Below are 21,455 nucleotides of genomic sequence, written 5' to 3'. Positions count from 1 at the left end.
GGGCCCGCGAAGGGCAGTAAGAGGCCATCACCCCAGAGACAGTACATGCCCACCCAGAAACAGGTGATCAACCCAGAACACCTGGTGCAGCAATACAATCGCCCAGAACACTATCTGGTATGAAGCCTTGCGGGTCTTGTGCCGGTAAAGCTGCTGGGCGATCAGCGCACCTGGCCAGCCACCCAGTAGCTCACTGGCATGCAGTACCTTCTCTGGCGTGCGCCAGGCCTGGGTACGGGCCTGCTGCTTATCCTGCCAATACAGCAGAACTGTAACCAGGCTTACAGCGGGATAAATCGCCAACGGCAGCCATGACTGCCCGCTCCAGGCCATCTGCGCCGCGCCCGCCAGCGGCAGCAGGCACAGCACCCCAAGCATCAGCAGCTTGAGGCGTACATTGCGTACGCCCTCTACCTTGCGCGCAGCATGCCGTTCTGCCGTTTGTGTCCGAGCCATATCAGCCGTGCGCCGTCGACCAGTCGACCCAGCCGAACTGCCAGGTGGCCAGGATCAGCAAACCGAAGGCTATGCGGTACCAGGCGAAGGCCGCATAACTGTGGTTGGCGATGAACTTGAGCAGGCCGCGCACTGCGATCATGGCGAAGATGAACGAAGTCACGAAGCCAATCGCGAACACTGGCAGATCGCTCGGCTGGAACAGGTCACGGTATTTGTAACCCGAGTACACTGCCGCACCGACCATGGTCGGCATTGCCAGGAAAAACGAGAACTCGGTGGCTGCCTTGCGCGACAGGCCGAACAGCAGGCCGCCGATGATGGTCGAGCCGGAGCGCGAGGTGCCCGGGATCATCGCCAGACACTGCACGAACCCGATCTTCAAGGCATGCGACCAGCGCATGTCATCGACGTGGTCGACCGCCACGCTGTGGGTGCGGCGCTCGGCCCAGAGCATGATCACACCGCCGATCACCAGCGCCGTCGCCACGGTGATCGGGTTGAACAGATATTCATGGATCAGGTCGGCGAACAGCACCCCCAGCACCACCGCCGGCATGAACGCCAGCAGCAGGTTGGCGGTGAAACGCCGCGCCGCCGGCTGGCTTTTCAGCCCGAACACCACATCGAGGATCTTGCGCCGAAACTCCCATACCACCGCCAGGATGGCCGCCAACTGAATGATGATGTTGAAGGCCATGGCCCGTTCGCCACCAAAGCCGATCAGGTCAGCAACGATGATCTGGTGACCGGTACTGGAGATCGGCAAAAATTCTGTCAGTCCTTCGACCACGCCCAAGATGATTGCCTGAAAGGCAGTCCAAAAATCCATCATTCCCCCGGTTGGAGCGCTGCTGCTTGCAGGCCCCTTGTTCTTGATTTGCTTGTGATTGCCGCATGCGGCGCGGCCTTTTTACAGCGTCAGTTGGGACCCGTGCCAGTAGAAAAGTTCACGTGGCCTAAAGGTTTCATCTCGCGCGGCCGAAATCCTAGCAGAGCGGCTTTGCAAAGGCTTGCCCGGCATGCGGCATCACAGCCATTAACTAGCACTTAGCCATTAGTCGGGTTTGGCCAAGCGCCAAAGCATGCTTGGATGCACCTTCATAAAAAGAACAATGCGGGAGTGCCGTTCATGAAGACCTTGAGGTCAATGTCGATCAGCCGCCGTTTGTGGCTGATACTGCTGGTTGCAGTGGCAATGCTGGTGATGCTCGGCCTGCTGATGCTGCGTCAGATCCATGGCGACCTGTACCAGGCCAAGGCGGAAAAAACCCGCCATGTGGTGCAGACCGCTGCGGGCGTGCTGGCGTATTACCAAGGCCTGGAGGCCGCAGGCACGCTCAGCCGCGATGCGGCCCAGCAACAAGCCCTGCAGGTGGTGCGCGCGCTGCGCTACGACCAGAACGACTACTTCTGGATCAACGACCTGGCGCCGAAAATGATCATGCACCCGGCCAACCCCAAGCTCGATGGCCAGGACCTCTCCGCCATTCGCGATCCTGACGGTTTCGCCGTATTCAACGAAATGGCTGCCCTCGCCCGCAGCCAGGGCGCAGGCCCGGTCAATTACCGCTGGCCCAAGCCTGGTGCCAGCGAACCGGTGGCCAAGACTTCTTATATTCAGCTGTTCAAGCCATGGGGCTGGATCATCGGCTCTGGCGTGTACATCGATGATGTGCAGGCTGAATTCGCCCGCCAGTTGCGCCATGCCTCGCTGGTGGGCCTGGGTATCGCCCTGCTGATGGCTCTGGTGGTCATGCTCATCGCCCGCAGCATCGCGCGCCCGTTGCAGGAAGCGGTACAGGCGATGGGCAACATCGCCAGCGGCGAAAGCGACCTGACCCGACGCCTGGATACCCATGGCCGTGACGAAATCACCCACTTGGGCGAGCACTTCAACCGTTTCAACGGCAAGTTGCAGCGTGTGGTCGGCCAACTGCAGGGCGCGGCGCACTCGTTGGCGCAGTCCGCCGGGCATGTCGGTGACAATGCCGGTGCCGCGCAACAACGCAGCGCACAGCAATCGATGCAGATGGACCAGGTGGCAACAGCGGTCAACGAGGTGACCTACGCGGTGCAGGACGTGGCCAAGACCGCGGAGCAGGCTGCAGGCGAAATGCGCGCAGCGCAGCAGCAGGTGGAGCACGGGCAGCAAGCGATCCATGGCAGCCTGCAGCAGATCGACCGGCTTTCGGCAACTATCGAGCAGGCGGTACAAGTGATCCGTGACCTCGCCGGGCACAGCACGAAGATCGGCGGGGTGCTGGAGGTGATACGCTCGATCGCCGAACAGACCAACCTGCTGGCCCTCAATGCGGCCATCGAAGCGGCCCGCGCCGGCGAGCAGGGCCGTGGCTTCGCGGTGGTGGCTGATGAGGTGCGGCTGCTGGCCCAGCGCAGCGCGCAATCGACGGCAGAGATACACACCATGATCGAGCACCTGCAAGGTCAATCGGACGCCGCGGTCAAGGCCATCGACACCAGCAGCGAAGCTTCGCGCCAGACAGTCGAGCAAGCCCGGGAGGCCGGCTCCAGCCTGGACGCCATCAGCCAGGCGCTGCACAACCTCACCGTGCTCAATGCCACCATTGCCAGCGCGACCTTGCAGCAGTCGCATGTGGTTGAGGAGATCAATCGCAATGTGCTGGACACCGCCGGGTTGTCGCAACAGACCGCCGATGCAGCGCGCCAGTCCAGTGATGCCGGCGTGGCGCTGGGGCGCCTGAGCGAAGAGTTGGAGCAACTGCTGCGCCAGTTCCGGGTATGAGGACACTCGTGGGAGCCGGCCCGTCGGTTCCCACTGGCATGCGCCAGCACGTGCTGCTGGCCTTCTACTCCTTCCTGCGCCCACACGCTACAATCGCGCCCCTTACCCTCTCCAAGGATCGCCGATGTCCGGCCTCGAACTCATCGCCGCCGTGCTTGGCGTCACTGCCGTCTGGCTCACCGTCAAACAAAACGCCTGGTGCTGGCCTATCGGCCTGGTGATGGTGCTCATTTATGGCTGGCTGTTCTTTGAGGTGAAGCTGTACTCAGGGATGCTGCTGCAACTGGCCTACGCCGGTTTGCAGTTGTACGGCTGGTGGCAATGGAAACGACCAGACCGGGTAGAGGACGCACGCGCAGTGTCGCGCCTGCCCGTGAAGGCTGTGTTCACAGGGCTGGCAGCGGGCCTGGTGCTCAGCGTTGCCCTTGGCGCAGCCATGGCCCACTGGACCGACGCCGCTCTGCCTTGGCTGGACGCTACGCTGACGGGCTTGAGCCTGGTCGCGCAACTGTGGATGGCGCAAAAACGCCTGCAGTGCTGGCCACTTTGGTTGGTGGTCGACCTGTTCTATGTTGGCCAGTACCTGCACCAGCAACTGTATTTCACGGCGGGCTTCTTCGCCGTGCTGACCCTCATCGCCGTGCGTGGCTGGCTGGAATGGGGCCGTGATCCGGCGTTGCAGCCAAGCAAGGTGCAACCATGAAGGTCTTGGTACTGTGCGGCCCGGAGTCCAGCGGCAAAAGCTGGCTTAGCGGCGAAATCCAGGCGCACTTTGGCGGTGTGGTGGTCAGCGAGTACGTGCGGCATTTCATCGACCAGCACTGCCGCGACACCTGCTACGCCGATATCACCCCCATCGCCCGCGGCCAGTTGGCCTGGGAAGACCAGGCCCGGGAGATGGCGCCGCCGTTGCTGATCCTCGATACCCACCTGCTCAGCAATATGCTCTGGAGCCAAGCGCTGTTCCAGGATTGCCCACCCTGGCTTGAACAGGCATTGCTTGCACGCCACTACGACCTGCATCTGCTGCTCAGTCCGCAAGGGGTTGACTGGGTTGCCGATGGCCAGCGCAGCCAGCCCGACCTGGCTGACCGCCAGGCATTCTTCGATGACAGCCTGCAATGGCTGCAACGCCATCGGCAAAGGCTGCAAATCATTGATGGCCACTGGCCCCAGCGTAGCGCCTCAGCATTACGTGCCGTGCAACAGCTGCTGCTGGGCACAGCGCCGCACTGCCCCACCGAGTGTTAAACCGGTGATACACCACGCTGGGCGTTGACCCCCGTATTTGCGCACTTCCCCACCAATTGCGGGGGGAGTGTCAAGCAGGTGAGACATTGTTGAAAAGAGCGCTGCAGGCAACGTGCATAGCGGGCAAAACGGCGAGCGGCGGCAAATCTGTCTCAGCGCTGATACAACAACTTCCAGCCGCTCCCAGCTAGATTCTGCAAACCACTGAATTCAAAGCCTTTTCCAAAAGCGGCACGCCTCCTGCTCTCCTCCTCGCAACGCTGAACTAGGCCAGCGCTCGAAGAAGGAATCGCCGTCGTGAGCACACTGGATAAAGGCATTACCCGCCTCCTGCTTGTCGGTTGCGTACTGGGGGCAGGCATGGCGCTGCCGGTCCAGGCCGACAACGGCATCATCGTCATCACCCGCGATGTACAACCTCGGATGGCGATACGTGCGCCACTGGCGCCTGACCCCAACCCCACTACCGCCAACGCCAACCCATCCGCATACGTGCTCAAACAGAGCAACGAATTGAGCGATGGCGACTTCGCCAACATCACCAGTGGCACGGGAATCTCTTCGCTGATCACCCAGCAGACCGACAACCTGGGCGGCAACATCAGCAACCAGAACCAGCTACCGAACCTGGCAGCAGGCCGTGGCACAGGCTCGGGCAACGGTATTTCCAACATGGTCAACTCAAGTGTTCAGCGTGGCCTCGCCCCTCTGCAGATCCTTACCGGAGGCAAATGAGATGAGGCAGACGCTGTCTATCATGGCCGTGTTGTTCAGTGCATCGGCCCTCGCCCAATCCCCCGTTCCTGTGCTCAACCATGCCACCATCGACAGCTCCGGCGCGCAATACCAAGGCAACTTCAGCGTAAACCAGGCCGCCGGCGACCGGCAGCAACAGGCCAATGCCCGGGCTTTTGCGATGGGCCACGGGGCAGATGCAACCACGCAGATTCGCCAACGCCAGCAGTCGATCGTCGACCCCAACATGGGAGCCACCGCCAGCATTCAGGGCGACGCCTTCAGCCATGGCAGCGGCGCTCTTGGCGTCAACCAGAGCGCAGGCGCCAGCACCCAGCAGGCCAATGCCCTGCGCATCAGCATCAGTACACAACCGCAAAGCATCGATGACAGCGTCCTGTTGCAGCAGAACGTGGCGCTGATCAACAGCTCCGATCCAACTGATACCTCACCCGGCTATCGCCAGGTCACTACCGGTGACCAGGCATTCACCGGTAGTCGCGGGGTCATCCAGCTGAATCAGAGCGCCGGGGTGGGCAACCAGACGGCAAACACCCTGAGCGTACGGGTCGCGAACTGACCCAAACAGGTGAGAACAACACTTAACCTAAAAAGACGGAGAAACACCATGAAACCCTCGATGGCAATCAAGCCTCTGGTTTTCGCAATTGCTGCGGTCATGGCTGTTGCTGCACAAGCGGATCAGAACGACAGGCGTGGCAACGGCCACAACCACAACTACACACCACCGGCAAAAGCCGTGTACACCAGTGCCACTGCTGAAGCGACCGACATTCAGAGAAGCACTAACAACAGCATCCGCAACGAAGGCACCATCAACGAAGCCGAGATGAGCAGCTCCGGTACTGGCGCAAGTGGCAACGTGGGCGTCAACGTGGCAGCCGGTAACGGCAACCAGCAGGACAACGCCGCGGCCATCGCCAACACGTCGTCCGACAATGCCGACATCGACAACAGCTTCGTCTTCGGCACAGCCACCGCAACCGCCGATGTTGTCCAGCGCAGCAACAATAACACCGTCAACAACTGGTCGACCCAAAGCTCTGCGGTCATGAGCGGCTCGGCCGATGGCAGCAGCGGCAACATTGGTATCAACGTGGCTGGCGGCGACCTGAACCAGCAGAAAAATACCATGGCCATTGCCAACAACAGTGCCGGTATCGGTAACTCGACCGCCACCGCTTCGGCCGATCAGAATGGCCCTGGCCTGGAAGTCAACAACCGCGCCGACCGTACCTATACCGTCGATACGTTGACCTTCACCACCAGCAAGAGCGGGTCGTCCTCGCGTAGCGGCTCGTTCGATGCGAGCGTCGACAAGAGCTCCAGCTCGAGCTTCAGCGTGGCTGGCTCCAACAGCAGCAGCGCCAGCGGTTCGAAGAGCAGCAGCTCCAGCGGCTCTAGCAGCATGAGCGCCAGCGGCTCCAACAGCAGCAGCGCCAGTGGCACCAACAGCATGGCTGCCAGCGGCTCCAGCGGTTGGGATGCCAGTGGTTCGGCCAGCCGGGACCACAGCTCTTCGTCTAGCGCTTCGCTGAACGCCTCGCTCGATGCCAGCATTGAGGGCAGCGCCTCTTCCTCCGAAACGTTTGGCCGCTTCGAGCGTTCTCGCAGCTCCGACTTCGATGCATCGCTCAACGCATCGCTTGACGCCTCGGTGGACAAGTCGCATGACTCGGCCAGCAACTCGTCGTTCGACAAGTCCTACAACTCGTCCTTCGACAAGGCGTATGACTCTTCGTATGACCGTACCCGTGACTCGTCCTATGACAAGTCTCGCGATACCGCCTACGAGAAGGCACACGATTCGGCATGGGAAAAAGCGAGCGCTTCGGCCTACGAGAAAGCTGGCGAAAAAGCGTCGGAATCTTCGGACAGCATCTCGAAGAGCTTCAGCGAGTCTAGCGAGTTTGCGCTGAGCAACACCGTGTCGTTCCAAGTGCTGACCCCGACCGGCTGGGCCAACCCTGTGACCAACACCGCGACCCTGAGTGGTTCGGTCAATGGTGGCAGCGGCAACCTGGGCGTCAACGTGGCAGCAGGTGTGGGCAACCAGCAAAGCAACTCGCTGGCCATCTCCAACACCTCGATGTAACAACTGCGGCCTGGAGGCCCCCTTCGGGGGGCCTCTTTCTAACAAGAAAAAGCAGGGGGCGTCGAACATGCGCATGATCGCCTTGGCAATGTTGCTGAGCATGGCCGGTGTCAGCGAAGCAGCCCAGATGCCATTGTCCGTGCTACCGGGTGGCGCGGTGATCTACAAACCCATCCAGAGCATCCGCGAGCGCAAGTTCGCTGACCTGGTACAGCAGAAAACCGACTTCAGTTGCGGCGCCGCATCTCTGGCAACCATCCTGCGCCAGGCCTACTGGCTTGACGTCGACGAACAACACGTGATCGAGGGGATGCTGGCACACGCTGACCAGGATCTGGTCCGCACCCAAGGCTTCTCGATGCTCGACATGAAGCGCTACGTGGAAAGCCTGGGCATGCGTGCCCGCGGCTACCGGGTAGCCCCGGACACCTTGCACAGTATCCGCATACCGGTAGTCGTGCTGCTGGACATCCGCGGCTACAAGCACTTCGTGGTGATGCAAAAAGTCGATAAAGGCTGGGTATACGTCGGCGACCCGGTACTAGGGCACAAGCGCTTCAAGATCGATGACTTCGTCAAAGGCTGGAACGGCATCATCTTCGCCGTCATCGGCCAAGGGTACGACAAGAACAATATCCTGCTCGATCCGCCGCTGCCGCTGAGCGCCAAGAACCGTGTCAGCAACTTCACCCCGGTGCAGGACGCCGAGCTGATGGACTTCGGCTTCATCCAAAGCGATTTCTTCTAATGACAATGGGCAAGACGCTCCGGGAGCATCCCATGAAGACTTCAATCTGGCTGGCCGCCATTTGCCTGGCCGCCAGCCTTCCGACACAGGCAGAAACGTTCAAACCGATCGAGCTGAAGGATCAGGAACTGGCCAACCTGCGCGGGCGGTACGTTATGCCTGGGCGCATCGTCAGCTTTGGCATCGTCATGACCAGTACCTGGCAGAACGCCAACGGTGAAGTGATTGGTGCAACCTCCGCGATGCAGATCCAGCAGTCGACCATCAAGCCGCAGTTCTATGTGTCGATGATCAATGAAAAAGGTACAGGCAGGCCGCAATCGGGCAGCGCCGGCACCGGTACCGTCACCGGCGGCGGTGGCCTGAACAGCACTGAAGGCGTAACCCAGGTCGTGCGTGCTGCCGGCGATTACAACACCGCCCATAACAATGTCGACATCAATGTCACCAAGGCCAACGAAGCGTCAGCGACACAACCCCAAGGCCAGGCCCTGGCCGCAGGTACCACGCTGGTCGGCGCCAATGGCGCAGGCTCGCTGAGCGTTACCTCCAGTGGCCGCGGCGTGCAGCTGAACATCATCGCCAGCAACAACCAGGGCAACACCGTGCAGCGCCTGGGTCAGGGTGGCCTTATGCAGAACACTACCCTGCTCGGCACCAGCAACCGCGTCAGCAACCTGACGTCGCTCAATGTGGTGCTGCGTGATGCGCCCACAGCCGGATCGATGGCCCCAAACCTTGATCAGCTCAAAGGCCTTCGTAATCTCGGATACTGATCTACGCTCAGTCTCATCGTATGTAGTCAGAAGGGACGGCTAACCCATGCACCGTTTGTTGACGTTCAGAGCTATCGTTTGTTTGACAACCTTGGCCCCGGCCACTCTGCTACAGGCGGCAACCGACCCACAGGTCGAAACTCTCAAACAGGAACTGATGGCGCTCAAAGAGCGCTATGAAGCCCAACAGAATGCACTGATGGTACTGGAACAACGCCTGCGCCAGGTGGAGGAGGCGCCGCGAGCGCCAGCGCCCAAACGCCTGACAAAGTCCCCCGCCGAGGGCGTCAAGGGTGGGCAGACCGTGGCATCGGGCGCTCCCGGGACCACCGGCAGTTCCTATGGCCAATCGCTGCAGGACGACTCGGAACCTGCGCAAAGTGTGTCCAACCTGTACGACGAAGCCAGCGGTTTCTTCGGCGGCGGCAAGTTCAGTGTCGAAACCGGGCTGACCTACACCCACTACGACACGCGCGCCTTGACCCTTAACGGCTTCCTCGCCCTCGATTCGATCTTCCTCGGCAACATCAACATCGACCGCATCAAGGCAGACAACTGGACGCTGGACCTGACGGCACGCTACAACGTCGATCAGCGCTGGCAGTTCGACATAAACGTTCCCATTGTCTACCGCGAATCGACCTACTCTTCCGGCGGTGCGGGGGGTGCTGCCGGTGTCAGCTCCGATGGTACCGTTACCCGCGACCCCGCCCTCGGTGATATCAACGTCGGCGTGGCCTACAAGTTCCTGGATGAGTCGGAGAACTGGCCCGACGCAGTCGCCACATTACGCATCAAGGCGCCCACCGGCGACGACCCCTATGGCATCAAACTCATCCCGGTTGCCGGTAATGACAACCTGGCTGTCCCTGAGGACCTGCCGACCGGCAACGGTGTCTGGGCGATCACGCCCGGTATCTCGCTGGTCAAGACCTTCGACCCGGCCGTGCTGTTCGCCAGCCTGTCCTACACCTACAACATGGAGGACTCGTTCAGCGACATCAGCCCCACGGTCAACACCAAGGTGCCTGGTGACGTGAAACTCGGAGACTCTTGGCAGATCGGCGGCGGTATTGCGTTTGCCTTGAACGAAAAAATGAGCATGTCGTTCTCGGTCACCGATCAGTTCTCGAGCAAGAGCAAGATCAAACCCGACGGCGGTGACTGGCAGTCAATCACCAACAGCGACTACAACGCGGCGAACTTCAACATCGGCATGACCTTCGCGGCCTCCAACAACCTGACCATCGTCCCGAACCTTGCCATCGGCCTGACCGATGATGCCCCTGACTTTTCCTTCAGCCTGAAGTTCCCTTACTACTTCTGACGTCACTGTAACCGGGCTCCCGGCGGGCCCGGCTTTTGGTAACCAACCCTTAAGTCAGCCGCTTTCATGACCCCACCCTGCTATGATTGCCCATACATTTGTGACGTTTTAACGGCAATCAAGGAAAGTTTTCGTGAAAAACCCGCACGGCCATCCGCATACCCGGCTCGTAGCCCTTGCGACCCTGGTAATAGTGATACCCCTGGCTGCGCGCACCCTGCTGGGTTGGTCCAACCCGCTTGGCTATCTTTCGGACCTTGCCTTGGGCAGCCTGCTGGTGCTGCTGTTGTACCGCAGGCCCTGGTGGCTGGCCACGCCCGTGCTGCTGGCGTGGGCTGCATTGTGGGTCGCTTCGGCAGAGCTGGTCAGTGCAGTGGGCCGGCTGCCTACCAGTGCCGACCTGAGTTACCTGTTCGATACACAGTTCATGGAAAACTCCACCGACGGCGGGCTTGCCCATGCCTGGCTGCCGTGGGTCATGGGCGCTGGCTTGCTGGTTTGGGCGCGCTCTGCCTGGCGCAGCCGCACAACGCCTGACGCACCGCTGGGCCCCAAGGCGCTGGCCATACCGTTGACGTTGTTTGGTTTGCACTGGGGCGCTCAGCATCTGGCGCCGTCCGACGCCGATCAGTGGCGCCAGTACAACCTTCCCCATCAGCTCCTTTCCGTCGGCGTCGGTACGCTGCAGCACAAGGCACTGAGCTGGGCCGGGCAAACGCAACCGATCACCCCCCTTCCCACTGCCGGCCTGACCCAGTCAGACCTGAACGGCCAGAAGTTGCCAAGCGGGCGTGCCCGCAACCTGCTGGTGATCACCCTCGAAGGCATCCCCGGCGCCTACGTGCGGCCCAACCGTCAGGCCCTGCACAGCCGTTTTGATGAAAACCTGATGCCCAACCTCAGCCGCTGGGCAGAGCGTGGGATGAACACGCCAGACTACGTATTGCATACCCACCAGACCATTCGTGGCCTGTATGCGATGCTTTGCGGTGATTACGACAAGCTGGCCAACGGTACGCCAAAGGGTATGGAACTGCTCACCCAGCATCAGCGCAACCAGGCTTGCCTGCCAGCCCAGCTGCGCCAGGCCGGCTTCACCACGCATTACCTGCAAGGCGCTGGCCTGCGCTTCATGGCCAAGGACCGCATCATGCCGCACATCGGTTTCGACTCGGTGCACGGCCTGGAATGGTTCAGCAACGAGAACTACCTGCAATTCCCCTGGGGCAAGGATGACCGCGCGTTCTTCGAGGGCGCGCTTGACTACGTGGGCCAGCTCAGGCAACAGGACCGCCCCTGGATGCTTACCCTGCTGACCGTGGGTACCCACCAGCCATACTCGGCGCCCGCTCAATACCTGGAGCGGCATGACACAGCCAAGCAGGCTGCGGTGGCTTATCTGGATGACGCAATCGGTGCATTCCTCGACAACCTCGAACGCCAAGGCGTGCTTAAAGATACGCTGGTCGTAATAACCTCCGACGAGTCCCACGGTATCGACGGCGTGCGCCTTGCCTCCTCCTGGGGCTTCAACCTGACCTTGGCCCCGGAGCAGGCGCAGCTACCCCATATCAAACATGGCACCTATGGCCATATCGATCTGGCAACGTCCTTGCTCGATTATTTCGCCCTGCCAATACCTGCCGCCTTGGGCGGCCGCTCGCTTTACCGCGATTACGATACGGGTCGCGAGATGATTTCCTACACCAACGGCATGTTGCGCTACCACGATGGCCGGGGTGTATTCACCGAATGCGACTTCCAGCAGCGCTGCCGCCGCTATGCCAGCGAGGGCTTCATTGCCGAAAAGGCCAAGTACCTCGGCGCTGGTGACAGCCGACTCGGTGCTCAACTCGGCGCGCTGGCCGGCGTGCTGGATCAGTCCTTGCTGCAGACGCCGCTCAACCTGCGCTATCAGTTCGGCGGCCCCTCGCCCATCCAGTTGCAAGCGCGAATTCGCGATGACTGGGCCGATAACCTGATTGGCGCGCAGTACCTGGAGATGCCTGGGGGGTCACGCACACGAGTACGGGTCAAGGTACGCGCACTCGATCCACAGCATGCCGCCTATATTCAACTCAAGGCCAAGGAACTGGAGCAGGATGTGCCATTGGGGCTGCCTGACGAAATTCGTGTGACTGCCGCCGAGCCGCTGGAGATGGAGTTCGGCTTCGACAACCCGACGCAGCGCAAGGCGTTTTCGTTCCACCTGCTGGGGTATGGCGCAGGGGAAGTCGAAGTCAGCGATTTCAGTGTGATCACGGCGCTGCCAGGCGAAGAGGAGAAGGCCGAAGAGGGTTCGGACGGGCATATCGCTCAGTCGAGCTGATCGGCTCTCTGTGGGAGGCGCCTCCCAAGGTAGGCGCCGCTACAAAAAAATTCAGCGAATCTGGTGCTTGTGCAATAGCCGATAGAACGTAGGCCGTGATATTCCGAGCACCTTTGCGGCAAAGCTCAGGTTGTTGCTGTGCCTGTTGAGCACATCACACAAGGCCTGACGTTCTGCCCGATGCTTGTAGTCTTCCAGGGTACCCAACGGCAGATCTTCCTGTTCCAGTACATGCAGGCCAAGGTCTTGAGCCTCGATCTGTCGCCCTTCTGCCAGCACCAGCCCCCGACGCACCCGGTTGGCCAGCTCCCGCACATTGCCCGGCCAATTATGGCGGCCCATTGCAGCCAAAGCGTGGTCACTGAATGTGCGCGGCCTGCGGCCTGTTTCCAGGCTGTAGAAATGGGAAAAATGGTTGGCCAGCATCGACAGGTCACCATGCCGGTCTCGCAAAGGTGCTGTCACTACCTGCAAGACATTGAGCCGGTAGTACAGGTCTTCGCGAAAGCGGCCTTGTTCGATGGCACGCTCCAGGTCCACGTGCGTCGCCGCCAGCACCCGCACATCGACCGGTATCGGCTGGCTTCCACCTACCCGCTCGATGTGCTTTTCCTGCAAAAACCGCAGCAGGTTAGCCTGTAATTCCAACGGCAGGTCGCCAATTTCGTCGAGGAACAAGGTGCCGCCATGGGCTGCTTCGATACGGCCGACCTTGCGCTGGTGGGCGCCAGTAAAAGCGCCCTTCTCATGCCCGAACAGCTCCGACTGGATCAGGTGCTCGGGTATCGCACCGCAATTGATGGCGATAAACGGCATTTCGCAGCGCTGCGACTGCCGATGCAGGGTGCGAGCGACCAGTTCCTTGCCTGTACCGCTTTCCCCGCGTATCAGCACGGGTGATTCGGTTGGGGCCAGCTTGCCCAGCAGTTTTCGCAATTCGAGAATCGGCCGGCTGTCGCCGAGCAGCTCGTCCTTGAGGCCATCGATCGGCACGCTTCCCTTGCCCCGCAAGCGGGCCATGCCAAACGCGCGCCCCAAGGTCACCAGAACCCGAGACACATCGAACGGCAAGGTATGGAAGTCGAAGAACCACTCGCAAACGAAGTCACCCACATTCTGAATTCGCAGTTGTTCGGCGTTGAGCACCGCGATCCATTCGGTGTTGCTGCGCTTGATCATGTCCTTGACTGCATCCGGGTGTCGCAAATGCGAATCCTGCAAGCGCAGCAGGCCAATATCGCAACGGTGCTCCAGCGCCAGGTCAAGGCTACAGCTGTGAACATCCCAACCGGCGTTTTCAAGGCCTGGCAACAGGCGGTGGCAATCGTCGCAGGGGTCGACGATGAGCAAGCGACGAAGGGATGCGGTTTCGTGCATGACCGTTCCTTGGCGCCAGATTATGGTTTTTTACGAGAAAACAGTAAGTTGCGGCGCCCATTTAACAGTAGCAACGAACTTGACGCTGCCCACTACCGTCTGTCCGCCCATTTCTGACGGTTTTCGGGCATTCGGGAATTTTTCGTAATAAACGGCGTCACAGGCGGCGCAGGAAACAAAAAATGTGTGCGTCGTAAAAAAATTTACAACCACTGTGTGACTTCACCCCTAACTTGGAGCATCAGTACAAATAACCCCGCGCTGCGTATCGCGACAACCTGAAGCGATAGCAGTTACGCGGACTTGAATTTCGATGTTTGGGACCATAGAGAGACCGAACCATGAATGCCCCGCTCCGTGTCAACGAAGCACTGCTGATCGCCGACCACGCCTTCGAACCCTTCCAGTGCGTCGCCTGGGATGCACCCAACGGTACTGGTGAGCTGAGCCTGGCAGTGATCGACCGGACCAGCACCCGTATCGGCAGCAAGCAAGTGTCTTCGCGCATCTATTCCGACCCGGCCCAGTGGGCCAGCCTGATCGAAGAAGTGCGCGCCGAACTGTGCCAGAAAGGCTATGCCCTGCAACCCTGGTCGATGCCGAAGTAATATCAGAGTTTGCGTGCAAGTGCGTGTTCGGCACGCACTTGTGCAACTTTCCAGTGCCACTCAGGCAACTTGCAGAACTGCGACAAAGTGTCGCCCCACCCTCGCGCAGTGCATCACTCTTTTAGCCTGAATTGCTCGATATGCTGATAGCGTGCTTGCAATTGCATGGCAAGTTGCTGTGCCCGCCCCAGACGAACCGGCGCCATTTCCATGTCCACCAATAGTGTGGCACAGGGCATCGGCTGCAGATCATTTGAGCGCTGCAGACGTCCATCGGTGAATACCAGGCAGCGCTGCTGCTCCTGTGGGTGGGCTTTTTGCCTTGCCTGCAGCCAGCGCCTGCCCTGCTCCAGGGCTGCGATCAGCGGCGTACCGCCGCCAGCACCCAATGCGTTCAACCAGGGTTGCAGTGACGCCGAGGCTTTCAGGCCATGACGCTGCCACTGCGGTGCACCGCCGCTGGCGGTCAGCAAGGCTAGTCGCGCACGCTGGCGGTAAGCCTGGTCAAACAACTCTGCCAGCAGCCCTTTACTCTGTGCCAGTGCCTTGTGCCGGCGGGTGGAGGCCGAAGCATCGACGATCACCAGCCACAGCTGGGCAGCACTGCCTTGGCGCTGTTGCCAGCAAAGGTCCTGGCGCACGCGTGGTCGCCCTTTCAGCAAAGTAGACAGCCAGGCCACGCGGCCCTTCCCCGCTGCACGCACGCGGCCACGGCTGGCACCGCTCAGCTTACCGACCCGGGGCAAGGCATCCGCCACATTAGTGCCTGGCGGGCGGATGCTCAGGGCTTTTTTGCCCAGTTCGGCACCTCACGCCGGGCACCGCTGGCCACAGGCTGCGCAGGCAGCGCGCCCCAATCACCCTGCCCGCCCTGGCTATGCCCATCGCGACCGCCTGCCTCGGGGGGATTGGAAGGTGGTGCCACCTCTGGCGGTACGCGGCGTCGATGGCGCAATGCGAATTCCGCGACCGCATCGACATCAAGCTCCTCGATCGCCTCGCCACCGCGCCAGGCACAATGGGCGCGGGCGGCACGTAGCCAGACCAGGTCTGCACGCAGGCCGTCGACCCCAGCGGCGAAACAGCGCTCGGTGATCCAGGCCAAGGCCTGATCGTCCAGCGCTATCGCTGCCAGCCCCTGACGCGCCGCATGACAGCGTTCGCGCAACTGTGCCTGAGCAGCGGCCCACTGTTCACAGAACGCCAGGGGGTCGGTGTCGAATGCCAAGCGACGACGAATGATCTGCTGGCGCGCCTGTGGCGCGGGCAAGCCATCGAGCACCACATTCAGACCGAAGCGGTCGAGCAGTTGCGGACGCAACTCGCCTTCTTCGGGGTTCATGGTGCCAATCAGAACGAAACGGGCACTGTGGCGGTGGGAAATGCCGTCACGCTCTATACGGTTGGTGCCGCTGGCAGCCACATCGAGCAGAAGATCGACCAAGGTGTCGGGTAGCAGGTTCACCTCATCGACGTACAGCACGCCGCCATCAGCCTGGGCCAGCACCCCTGGCGAAAATTGCGCCTTGCCCTGCCCCAGTGCCGCATCGAGGTCGAGCGTGCCGACCAGCCGTTCCTCACTGGCGCCCAGCGGCAGGGTGACGAACGGCCCCTCACCGAGCAGGTCGGCCAAGCCGCGAGCCAAGGTACTTTTGGCCATGCCACGCGGGCCCTCGATCAGCACGCCGCCGATTTTCGGGTCGATTGCGGTCAGGCACAGCGCCAGCTTCAGGTCGTCTGCACCGACCACGGCCGCCAGGGGAAATTGCACGGGTTCACTCATTTCAAGCTTGTTCCTCGCCGTCGAGCAACTGCTCCTCAAGGGCTTCGCGGTATTCACCAGGCGCTTCCCAGAGCCCGCGCTGCTGGGCCTCCAGCAATCGCTCGGTGAGGTCTCGCAAAGCCTCGGGGTTATGCTCACGCATGAAGTCGCGGGTCGCCGGGTCAAGCACATAGGCATCGGCCAGCGACTGATAATGATGGTCATCGATCAGGTGTGTGGTGGCATCGAAAGCGAACAGGTTGTCGACCGTCGCCGCCAGTTCGAAGGCCCCCTTGTAGCCGTGCCGCTTGGCCCCGTCGATCCATTTGGGGTTGAGGGCTCGGGCGCGAATGACCCTGTTCAGTTCCTCTTTGAGGGTGCGGATACGCGGCCGATCGACCTGGCTGTGGTCGCCGTGATAACTGGCCACCACCGCACCGGACAAGGTTTCGGACGCCGCCAGCATGCCACCTTGAAACTGGTAATAGTCGTTGGAATCGAGCAGGTCGTGCTCATGGTTGTCCTGGTTCTGCAGCACCGCCTGGACCTGGCCCAGCCGCCTGGCGAACTGAACACGCGCCGGGGTGCCTTCGTCACTGCCACCGTAAGCGTAGCCGCCATGGTTGAGGTACACCTCGGCCAGATCGTCCCGGCTATGCCACAGGCGGCCATCGATTGCATTCTGCACCCCGGCCCCGTAGGCGCCGGGCTTGGCGCCGAATACCCGCCAACCGGCCTGGCGTGCAGCCTGTTCGGCCTCCACCCCTTCAGCCTGCAGCGCCGCTCGCTCGGCACGCACCCGCGCCGCCAGGGGGTTGAGGTCATCCGGTTCGTCCAGCGCCGCTACCGCCTGTACCGCGGCATCGAACAGGCGGATCAGGTTGCCGAAGGCATCGCGGAAAAAGCCCGAGACACGCAGGGTCACATCCACCCGTGGGCGATCGAGCAGGCTCAACGGCAGGATCTCGAAATCGTCGACACGCTGGCTACCGGTAGCCCATACCGGGCGCACGCCCATCAGCGCCATGGCCTGGGCAATATCGTCACCGCCGGTGCGCATGGTTGCCGTGCCCCACACCGAAAGGCCAAGCTGGCGCAGATGGTCGCCGTGGTCCTGCAAATGGCGCTCGAGGATCAGGTTCGCTGAGGCGAAACCCAGGCGCCAGGCAGTCGTGGTGGGCAGGTTGCGTACATCCACCGTATAGAAGTTGCGGCCCGTGGGCAGTACATCCAGGCGACCGCGGCTGGGTGCCCCGCTGGGGCCGGCTGGTACGAAGCGCCCCGCCAATGCTGCGAGAAGGCCATTGATCTCGGCCGGCCCGCAGGCATCCAGGTCTGGAGCTACCTGCTCCTGTAAGGCCTGCACCACCTGACGTACCGGCTGCCATTGCGCCTCGTCGGGCAATTGCAGAGCGCCGCCCAAAGCTTGCTCGATCACCTGCAGTGCCAGCAGTTCAAGGCGTTCCCGGCTGTCGCCAAAGGTACGCCACGGTGCTTCGCTTACGGCCTGCAGTAGTGCCGGGCGCGGTCCCGCCCAGTTTTGCCCCAGGTCACAGTCCAATGGGTCGAAGCCCAGCACCAAAGCCTTGGCGAGTGTGCGCAACAAACTGGCGTTACCACCCCGACCATCACCGCGCTCGACCCGAAGCAAAGCCAGCAAGGTGTCGATCCGCAGGCGGGCTTGCGGAGACTGGCCAAATACGTGCAGGCCATCACGGATCTGGGACTCCTTGAGATCGCACAGGTAGGTATCCAGGCGTGGCAGCCATACGGCGGCGTCGTCCAGTTGCCCTTCCAGTTGCAGCTCCCGGTCGATGTGGTTGGCCTTGACCAGCTCGAGAATGTCGCGCTGCAGCTCACGGGCGCGGCGCGGGTCGAGCATCTGCGCTTCATAGAACTCATCAGCCAGCTGTTCAAGCTCGCGCAACGGCCCGTACGTTTCGGCTCGGGTCAGCGGTGGCATCAGGTGGTCGATGATCACTGCCTGCGTGCGGCGCTTGGCCTGGGCTCCCTCGCCCGGGTCGTTGACGATAAATGGGTAGATGTTCGGCAGCGGGCCGAGTAGCGCATCCGGCCAGCACTGGTCAGACAGGCCGACGCCTTTGCCGGGCAGCCACTCCAGGTTGCCATGTTTGCCCACATGGATGACCGCATCGGCGGCAAAGGCGTGGCGCAGCCAGAAATGGAATGCCAGGTAGCCATGCGGCGGAACCAGATCCGGGTCGTGGTACACCGCACTGGGGTCGACCTGGTAACCGCGTGCCGGCTGGATGCCGACGAAGGTCAGGCCATAGCGCAGCCCGGCCACCATCAGGCGGCCGCTGCGGTACATCGGGTCCTGCTCGGGCGCCCCCCAGCGTTCCAGCACAGCCTTGCGGTTGGCTTCGGGCAGGCGCTCGAAAGCGGCCTGGTAATCTGCCAGGCTCAGGCTCTGGGCGCAGGGGCGCTGGTCGAGGTGATCGAGATCGTTGGTGACGCCGCCGAGCAACTGGTGAATCAATTGGGTGCCGCTGTCCGGCAGTTCGCCCAGCGGGTAGCCTTCAGCCTGCAGCGCCTTGAGAATGTTAAGCGCCGCCGCAGGGGTATCGAGCCCAACACCATTGCCGATGCGCCCGTCCCGGGTCGGGTAGTTGGCCAGCACCAGCGCAATGCGCTTTTGCCCATTGGGCAGGCGCGCCAGCGCCACCCAGCGCCTGGCCAGCTCGGCGACAAAATCCATACGCTCCGGATGGGCGCGATAGCACACCACGTCAGACTGGCTGCGCTCGCTGCGCCAAGCCATGTCCTTGAAGCTCACCGGCCGGGTAATGATGCGCCCGTCCAGCTCGGGCAAGGCAATGTGCATGGCCAGATCGCGAGCGCCCAGGCCTTGCTCGCTGGCTTCCCAACCGGGTTGGTTGTCTTGCGCACAGATGGCCTGCAGCACCGGTATGTCCCGGCGAAACGGCCGCAGGCTGGGACGCTCCGGACTGGACATGGCAAAGCCCGTGGTATTGATCAGGACCTCGGCGCCCGCTTCGTCCAGCCAGTTTTCGACCTGTTCCAGGCAGGCGCTTTCCTTGAGGCTGGCAACGGCGATCGGCAGCGGATTGAGGCCGGCCGCCTGCAGGCGCTGGCAAAACACGTCGATGAACGCGGTATTGGCTGCCTGCAGGTGCGAGCGGTAGAACAGTAGCGGCGCTACCGGGTGCTCCGGGTGCCACTGGGCGTACCAGTCCTGGAGCGTGGCATTGGGAGTACCCGGGTGATACACCGAGGTGCGTGGCAACGGTTGCGGTGCATCCCAGCTGTAATCGCGGCCCAGCCACTGGCTGGCCAGGTACTTGAACAGATTGACGGCGTTGGCCTTGCCGCCCTGACGCAGGTAGTGCCAAAGGCGCTCGGCTGGCTCTCCAGTGACGGTGCCAAGCCCGGTCAATTCGGGATCGGGGCGGTCGTCACCGGGCACCAGGATCAATTGCACGCCGCGTGAAGCCAGTTCGACCAGTTGTTCCACCCCATAGCGCCAGTAGCCGACGCCACCGTGCAACGACACCAGGATCACCTTGGCGTGGCGCAGCACCTCGTCGACATACAGGTCGACGGAGGCATGGTTCTGCACCTGCATGGGGTTGGCCAGGCGCAGGCTGGGGTAGTCGTCCGGCAGTTGCTCGGCGGTTTCGGCGAGCAACGCCAAATGCGAGTCGCCGCTGCAGAGGATCACCAGCTCGGCGGGTGTCTGGCCGAGGTCGGCGATGCTGTCGTCCGGCACGAAGCCGCCGGGCTGGGTCCGCAGCAGGTGCATGGGTCAGGCGCCCAGTGCCTGGCGCAGACGCGCTTGCAGGTGCGCGGCATCAAGGTCTTGGCCGATCAGCACCAGGCGGGTGATGCGCGGCTCATCGGCACGCCAGGCGCGGTCGAAGTGCTTGTCGAAACGGGTGCCTACACCCTGCACCAGCAGGCGCATCGGCTTACCGGGAATGGCCGCGAAGCCCTTGGCGCGGAGGATGCCGAACTCCACCACCAGTTGGGTCAGGGCATCGAGCAGCAGCGCTTCGTCGGCCTCTGGCAGGTCGATGGAGATGGAGTCGAAGGCATCGTGATCGTGATCATCGTGGCCTTCACCGTCGTGATGCGAATCATGGTGAGTGCGGCGCCCATCAATGTGCGCCTCGGACTCTGCCCCGACGCCCAGCAGCACGTTCAGCGGCAGGCGGCCGCTGCTGGCCTCGATCACCTTGACCGCAGGCGGCAATTCTTCGGCCACTTCGGCGCGCACTTTGGCCAGGCCTTCGGCGTCGATCAGGTCAGCTTTGTTCAGTACCACCAGATCGGCACTGGCCAGTTGATCGGCGAACAATTCGTGCAGCGGCGACTCATGGTCCAGGTTGGGGTCGAGCTTGCGTTGGGCGTCGACCTGGTCCGGGTAGGCGGCGAAGGTACCGGCGGCGACAGCTGGGCTGTCGACCACGGTGATAACCGCGTCGACGGTGCAGGCGTTGCGGATTTCCGGCCACTGGAAGGCTTGCACGAGCGGTTTTGGCAGTGCGAGGCCGCTGGTTTCGATGAGGATGTGGTCGAGGTCGCCACGGCGCGCCACCAGTTCACGCATGACCGGGAAGAATTCTTCTTGCACGGTGCAGCAGAGGCAGCCATTGGCCAGTTCGTAGACGCGGCCGCTGGCCTCTTCTTCGGTGCAGCCGATGCTGCACTGCTTGAGGATTTCACCATCGATGCCGAGTTCGCCGAACTCATTGACGATGACTGCGATGCGTCGGCCTTGTGCGTTGTCGAGCATGTGCCGGAGCAAGGTGGTTTTGCCCGAGCCGAGGAAGCCGGTGACGATGGTGACGGGGAGTTTGGCCAGTGTTTTCATGTCGCGTTGCCCTTGGCAGGATGGCGCGGGCATGCGGGACGAAAGCCGCGGCCAGGTCGGCCGGGCTCGTTCGCCACCGGATCACCCCGCCCGGTTGATAGTCGAAAACGTTGCGAGGCAGGTCTCCTGGCTTGCACCGTTGCGGCCCTTTCGATCACGGGGCTGGCGGGATGACGCCTTCCCGCGCTTGGGCGCAGTGGCTATGTCGATCCGTTACCGGTGCTTACAGTTGCGGGGGCAGCCGCGGCTTGTACCGCGTTCCCGTCTTAGCTTCGGCCTGGCCGAAGAACCTCGAAGCGGCAAGGCTACGCGGGGGGTGGCAGGTGGTCAACTGTTGGCGTGCACCAC

The 21,455-nt window shown here is 62.0% G+C and carries 18 protein-coding genes, 1 pseudogene and 1 riboswitch; of the genes and pseudogenes, 12 read left to right on the top strand and 7 right to left on the bottom strand.

The features are described from left to right. Positions 1 to 27: 27 nt before the first annotated feature. Positions 28 to 456: a DUF1294 domain-containing protein gene (locus ACMGGN_RS08630; protein WP_237858516.1), complete on the bottom strand. Its 429-nt coding sequence runs from the start codon at positions 454 to 456 to the stop codon at positions 28 to 30. Between the two features lies 1 nt (position 457). Continuing rightward, positions 458 to 1,288 (bottom strand): undecaprenyl-diphosphate phosphatase, encoded by an 831-nt coding sequence (locus ACMGGN_RS08625; RefSeq protein WP_012314606.1) that lies wholly within the window; start codon positions 1,286 to 1,288, stop codon positions 458 to 460. Between the two features lie 261 nt (positions 1,289 to 1,549). Here ACMGGN_RS08625 and ACMGGN_RS08620 point away from each other — a divergent pair. The 11 genes and pseudogenes from ACMGGN_RS08620 to ACMGGN_RS08570 form a co-directional block, all read left to right on the top strand. Further along, positions 1,550 to 2,350, top strand: a pseudogene (locus ACMGGN_RS08620) (cache domain-containing protein); the annotation flags it as partial. A 132-nt stretch (positions 2,351 to 2,482) separates the two neighbouring features. Then, the gene (locus tag ACMGGN_RS08615) at positions 2,483 to 3,223 is read left to right on the top strand and encodes a methyl-accepting chemotaxis protein (protein WP_410003555.1); all 741 of its coding nucleotides are present in this window, start codon (positions 2,483 to 2,485) and stop codon (positions 3,221 to 3,223) included. Between the two features lie 124 nt (positions 3,224 to 3,347). Next, entirely contained in the window at positions 3,348 to 3,926 is a 579-nt protein-coding gene (gene pnuC, locus ACMGGN_RS08610) for a nicotinamide riboside transporter PnuC (protein WP_046786123.1), read from the top strand. Next, positions 3,923 to 4,474: an AAA family ATPase gene (locus ACMGGN_RS08605; RefSeq protein WP_251962698.1), complete on the top strand. Its 552-nt coding sequence runs from the start codon at positions 3,923 to 3,925 to the stop codon at positions 4,472 to 4,474. Before pnuC ends, ACMGGN_RS08605 begins: the two co-directional genes overlap by 4 nt. A gap of 297 nt (positions 4,475 to 4,771) precedes the next feature. Beyond that, positions 4,772 to 5,209, top strand: coding sequence for a hypothetical protein (locus ACMGGN_RS08600; protein WP_115274707.1), 438 nt, complete (start codon positions 4,772 to 4,774; stop codon positions 5,207 to 5,209). 1 nt (position 5,210) lies between these two features. Further along, entirely contained in the window at positions 5,211 to 5,789 is a 579-nt protein-coding gene (locus ACMGGN_RS08595; RefSeq protein ID WP_115274706.1) for an adhesin, read from the top strand. 48 nt (positions 5,790 to 5,837) lie between these two features. Then, entirely contained in the window at positions 5,838 to 7,325 is a 1,488-nt protein-coding gene (locus ACMGGN_RS08590) for a heme utilization protein (RefSeq protein WP_115274705.1), read from the top strand. Positions 7,326 to 7,392: 67 nt separating this feature from the next. Continuing rightward, on the top strand, positions 7,393 to 8,073 hold the full coding sequence (locus ACMGGN_RS08585; protein ID WP_046786118.1) for a C39 family peptidase: 681 nt from the start codon (positions 7,393 to 7,395) through the stop codon (positions 8,071 to 8,073). 32 nt (positions 8,074 to 8,105) lie between these two features. Beyond that, entirely contained in the window at positions 8,106 to 8,849 is a 744-nt protein-coding gene (locus tag ACMGGN_RS08580; RefSeq protein WP_046786117.1) for a hypothetical protein, read from the top strand. Positions 8,850 to 8,895: 46 nt separating this feature from the next. Beyond that, positions 8,896 to 10,176: a transporter gene (locus ACMGGN_RS08575; RefSeq protein WP_115274703.1), complete on the top strand. Its 1,281-nt coding sequence runs from the start codon at positions 8,896 to 8,898 to the stop codon at positions 10,174 to 10,176. A 133-nt stretch (positions 10,177 to 10,309) separates the two neighbouring features. Continuing rightward, entirely contained in the window at positions 10,310 to 12,505 is a 2,196-nt protein-coding gene (locus ACMGGN_RS08570; protein WP_119687078.1) for an LTA synthase family protein, read from the top strand. Between the two features lie 51 nt (positions 12,506 to 12,556). Here ACMGGN_RS08570 and ACMGGN_RS08565 read toward each other — a convergent pair whose 3' ends face one another. Further along, entirely contained in the window at positions 12,557 to 13,882 is a 1,326-nt protein-coding gene (locus ACMGGN_RS08565) for a sigma-54 dependent transcriptional regulator (RefSeq protein ID WP_046786114.1), read from the bottom strand. Between the two features lie 341 nt (positions 13,883 to 14,223). Between ACMGGN_RS08565 and ACMGGN_RS08560 the strand changes: the two genes are divergently transcribed. Next, positions 14,224 to 14,490, top strand: a complete 267-nt coding sequence (locus ACMGGN_RS08560; RefSeq protein ID WP_012314620.1) for a hypothetical protein — start codon at positions 14,224 to 14,226, stop codon at positions 14,488 to 14,490. Positions 14,491 to 14,603: 113 nt separating this feature from the next. Here the strand turns inward: ACMGGN_RS08560 and ACMGGN_RS08555 are convergent, their stop codons facing one another. From ACMGGN_RS08555 to cobW, 4 genes are all read right to left on the bottom strand, one after another. Then, the gene (locus tag ACMGGN_RS08555) at positions 14,604 to 15,194 is read right to left on the bottom strand and encodes a vWA domain-containing protein (RefSeq protein WP_414156827.1); all 591 of its coding nucleotides are present in this window, start codon (positions 15,192 to 15,194) and stop codon (positions 14,604 to 14,606) included. A gap of 77 nt (positions 15,195 to 15,271) precedes the next feature. Then, the gene (locus ACMGGN_RS08550; RefSeq protein ID WP_119687080.1) at positions 15,272 to 16,273 is read right to left on the bottom strand and encodes an ATP-binding protein; all 1,002 of its coding nucleotides are present in this window, start codon (positions 16,271 to 16,273) and stop codon (positions 15,272 to 15,274) included. Between the two features lies 1 nt (position 16,274). Beyond that, positions 16,275 to 20,036, bottom strand: coding sequence for a cobaltochelatase subunit CobN (gene cobN / locus ACMGGN_RS08545; protein WP_414156669.1), 3,762 nt, complete (start codon positions 20,034 to 20,036; stop codon positions 16,275 to 16,277). A gap of 3 nt (positions 20,037 to 20,039) precedes the next feature. After that, positions 20,040 to 21,107 carry a cobalamin biosynthesis protein CobW gene (cobW, locus tag ACMGGN_RS08540; RefSeq protein ID WP_046786111.1) on the bottom strand — a complete coding sequence of 356 codons (1,068 nt, stop codon included), beginning with the start codon at positions 21,105 to 21,107 and terminating at the stop codon, positions 20,040 to 20,042. A gap of 98 nt (positions 21,108 to 21,205) precedes the next feature. Continuing rightward, positions 21,206 to 21,416, bottom strand: a riboswitch (cobalamin riboswitch). Positions 21,417 to 21,455: the final 39 nt, after the last annotated feature.

Origin of the sequence: Pseudomonas sp. BNK-30 (genome assembly GCF_047456185.1) — a bacterium.
Classification (GTDB): domain Bacteria; phylum Pseudomonadota; class Gammaproteobacteria; order Pseudomonadales; family Pseudomonadaceae; genus Aquipseudomonas; species Aquipseudomonas putida_E.
The sequence above is the reverse complement of the archived record's forward strand: the minus strand, read 5'-3'. Positions and strand labels throughout refer to the sequence as shown.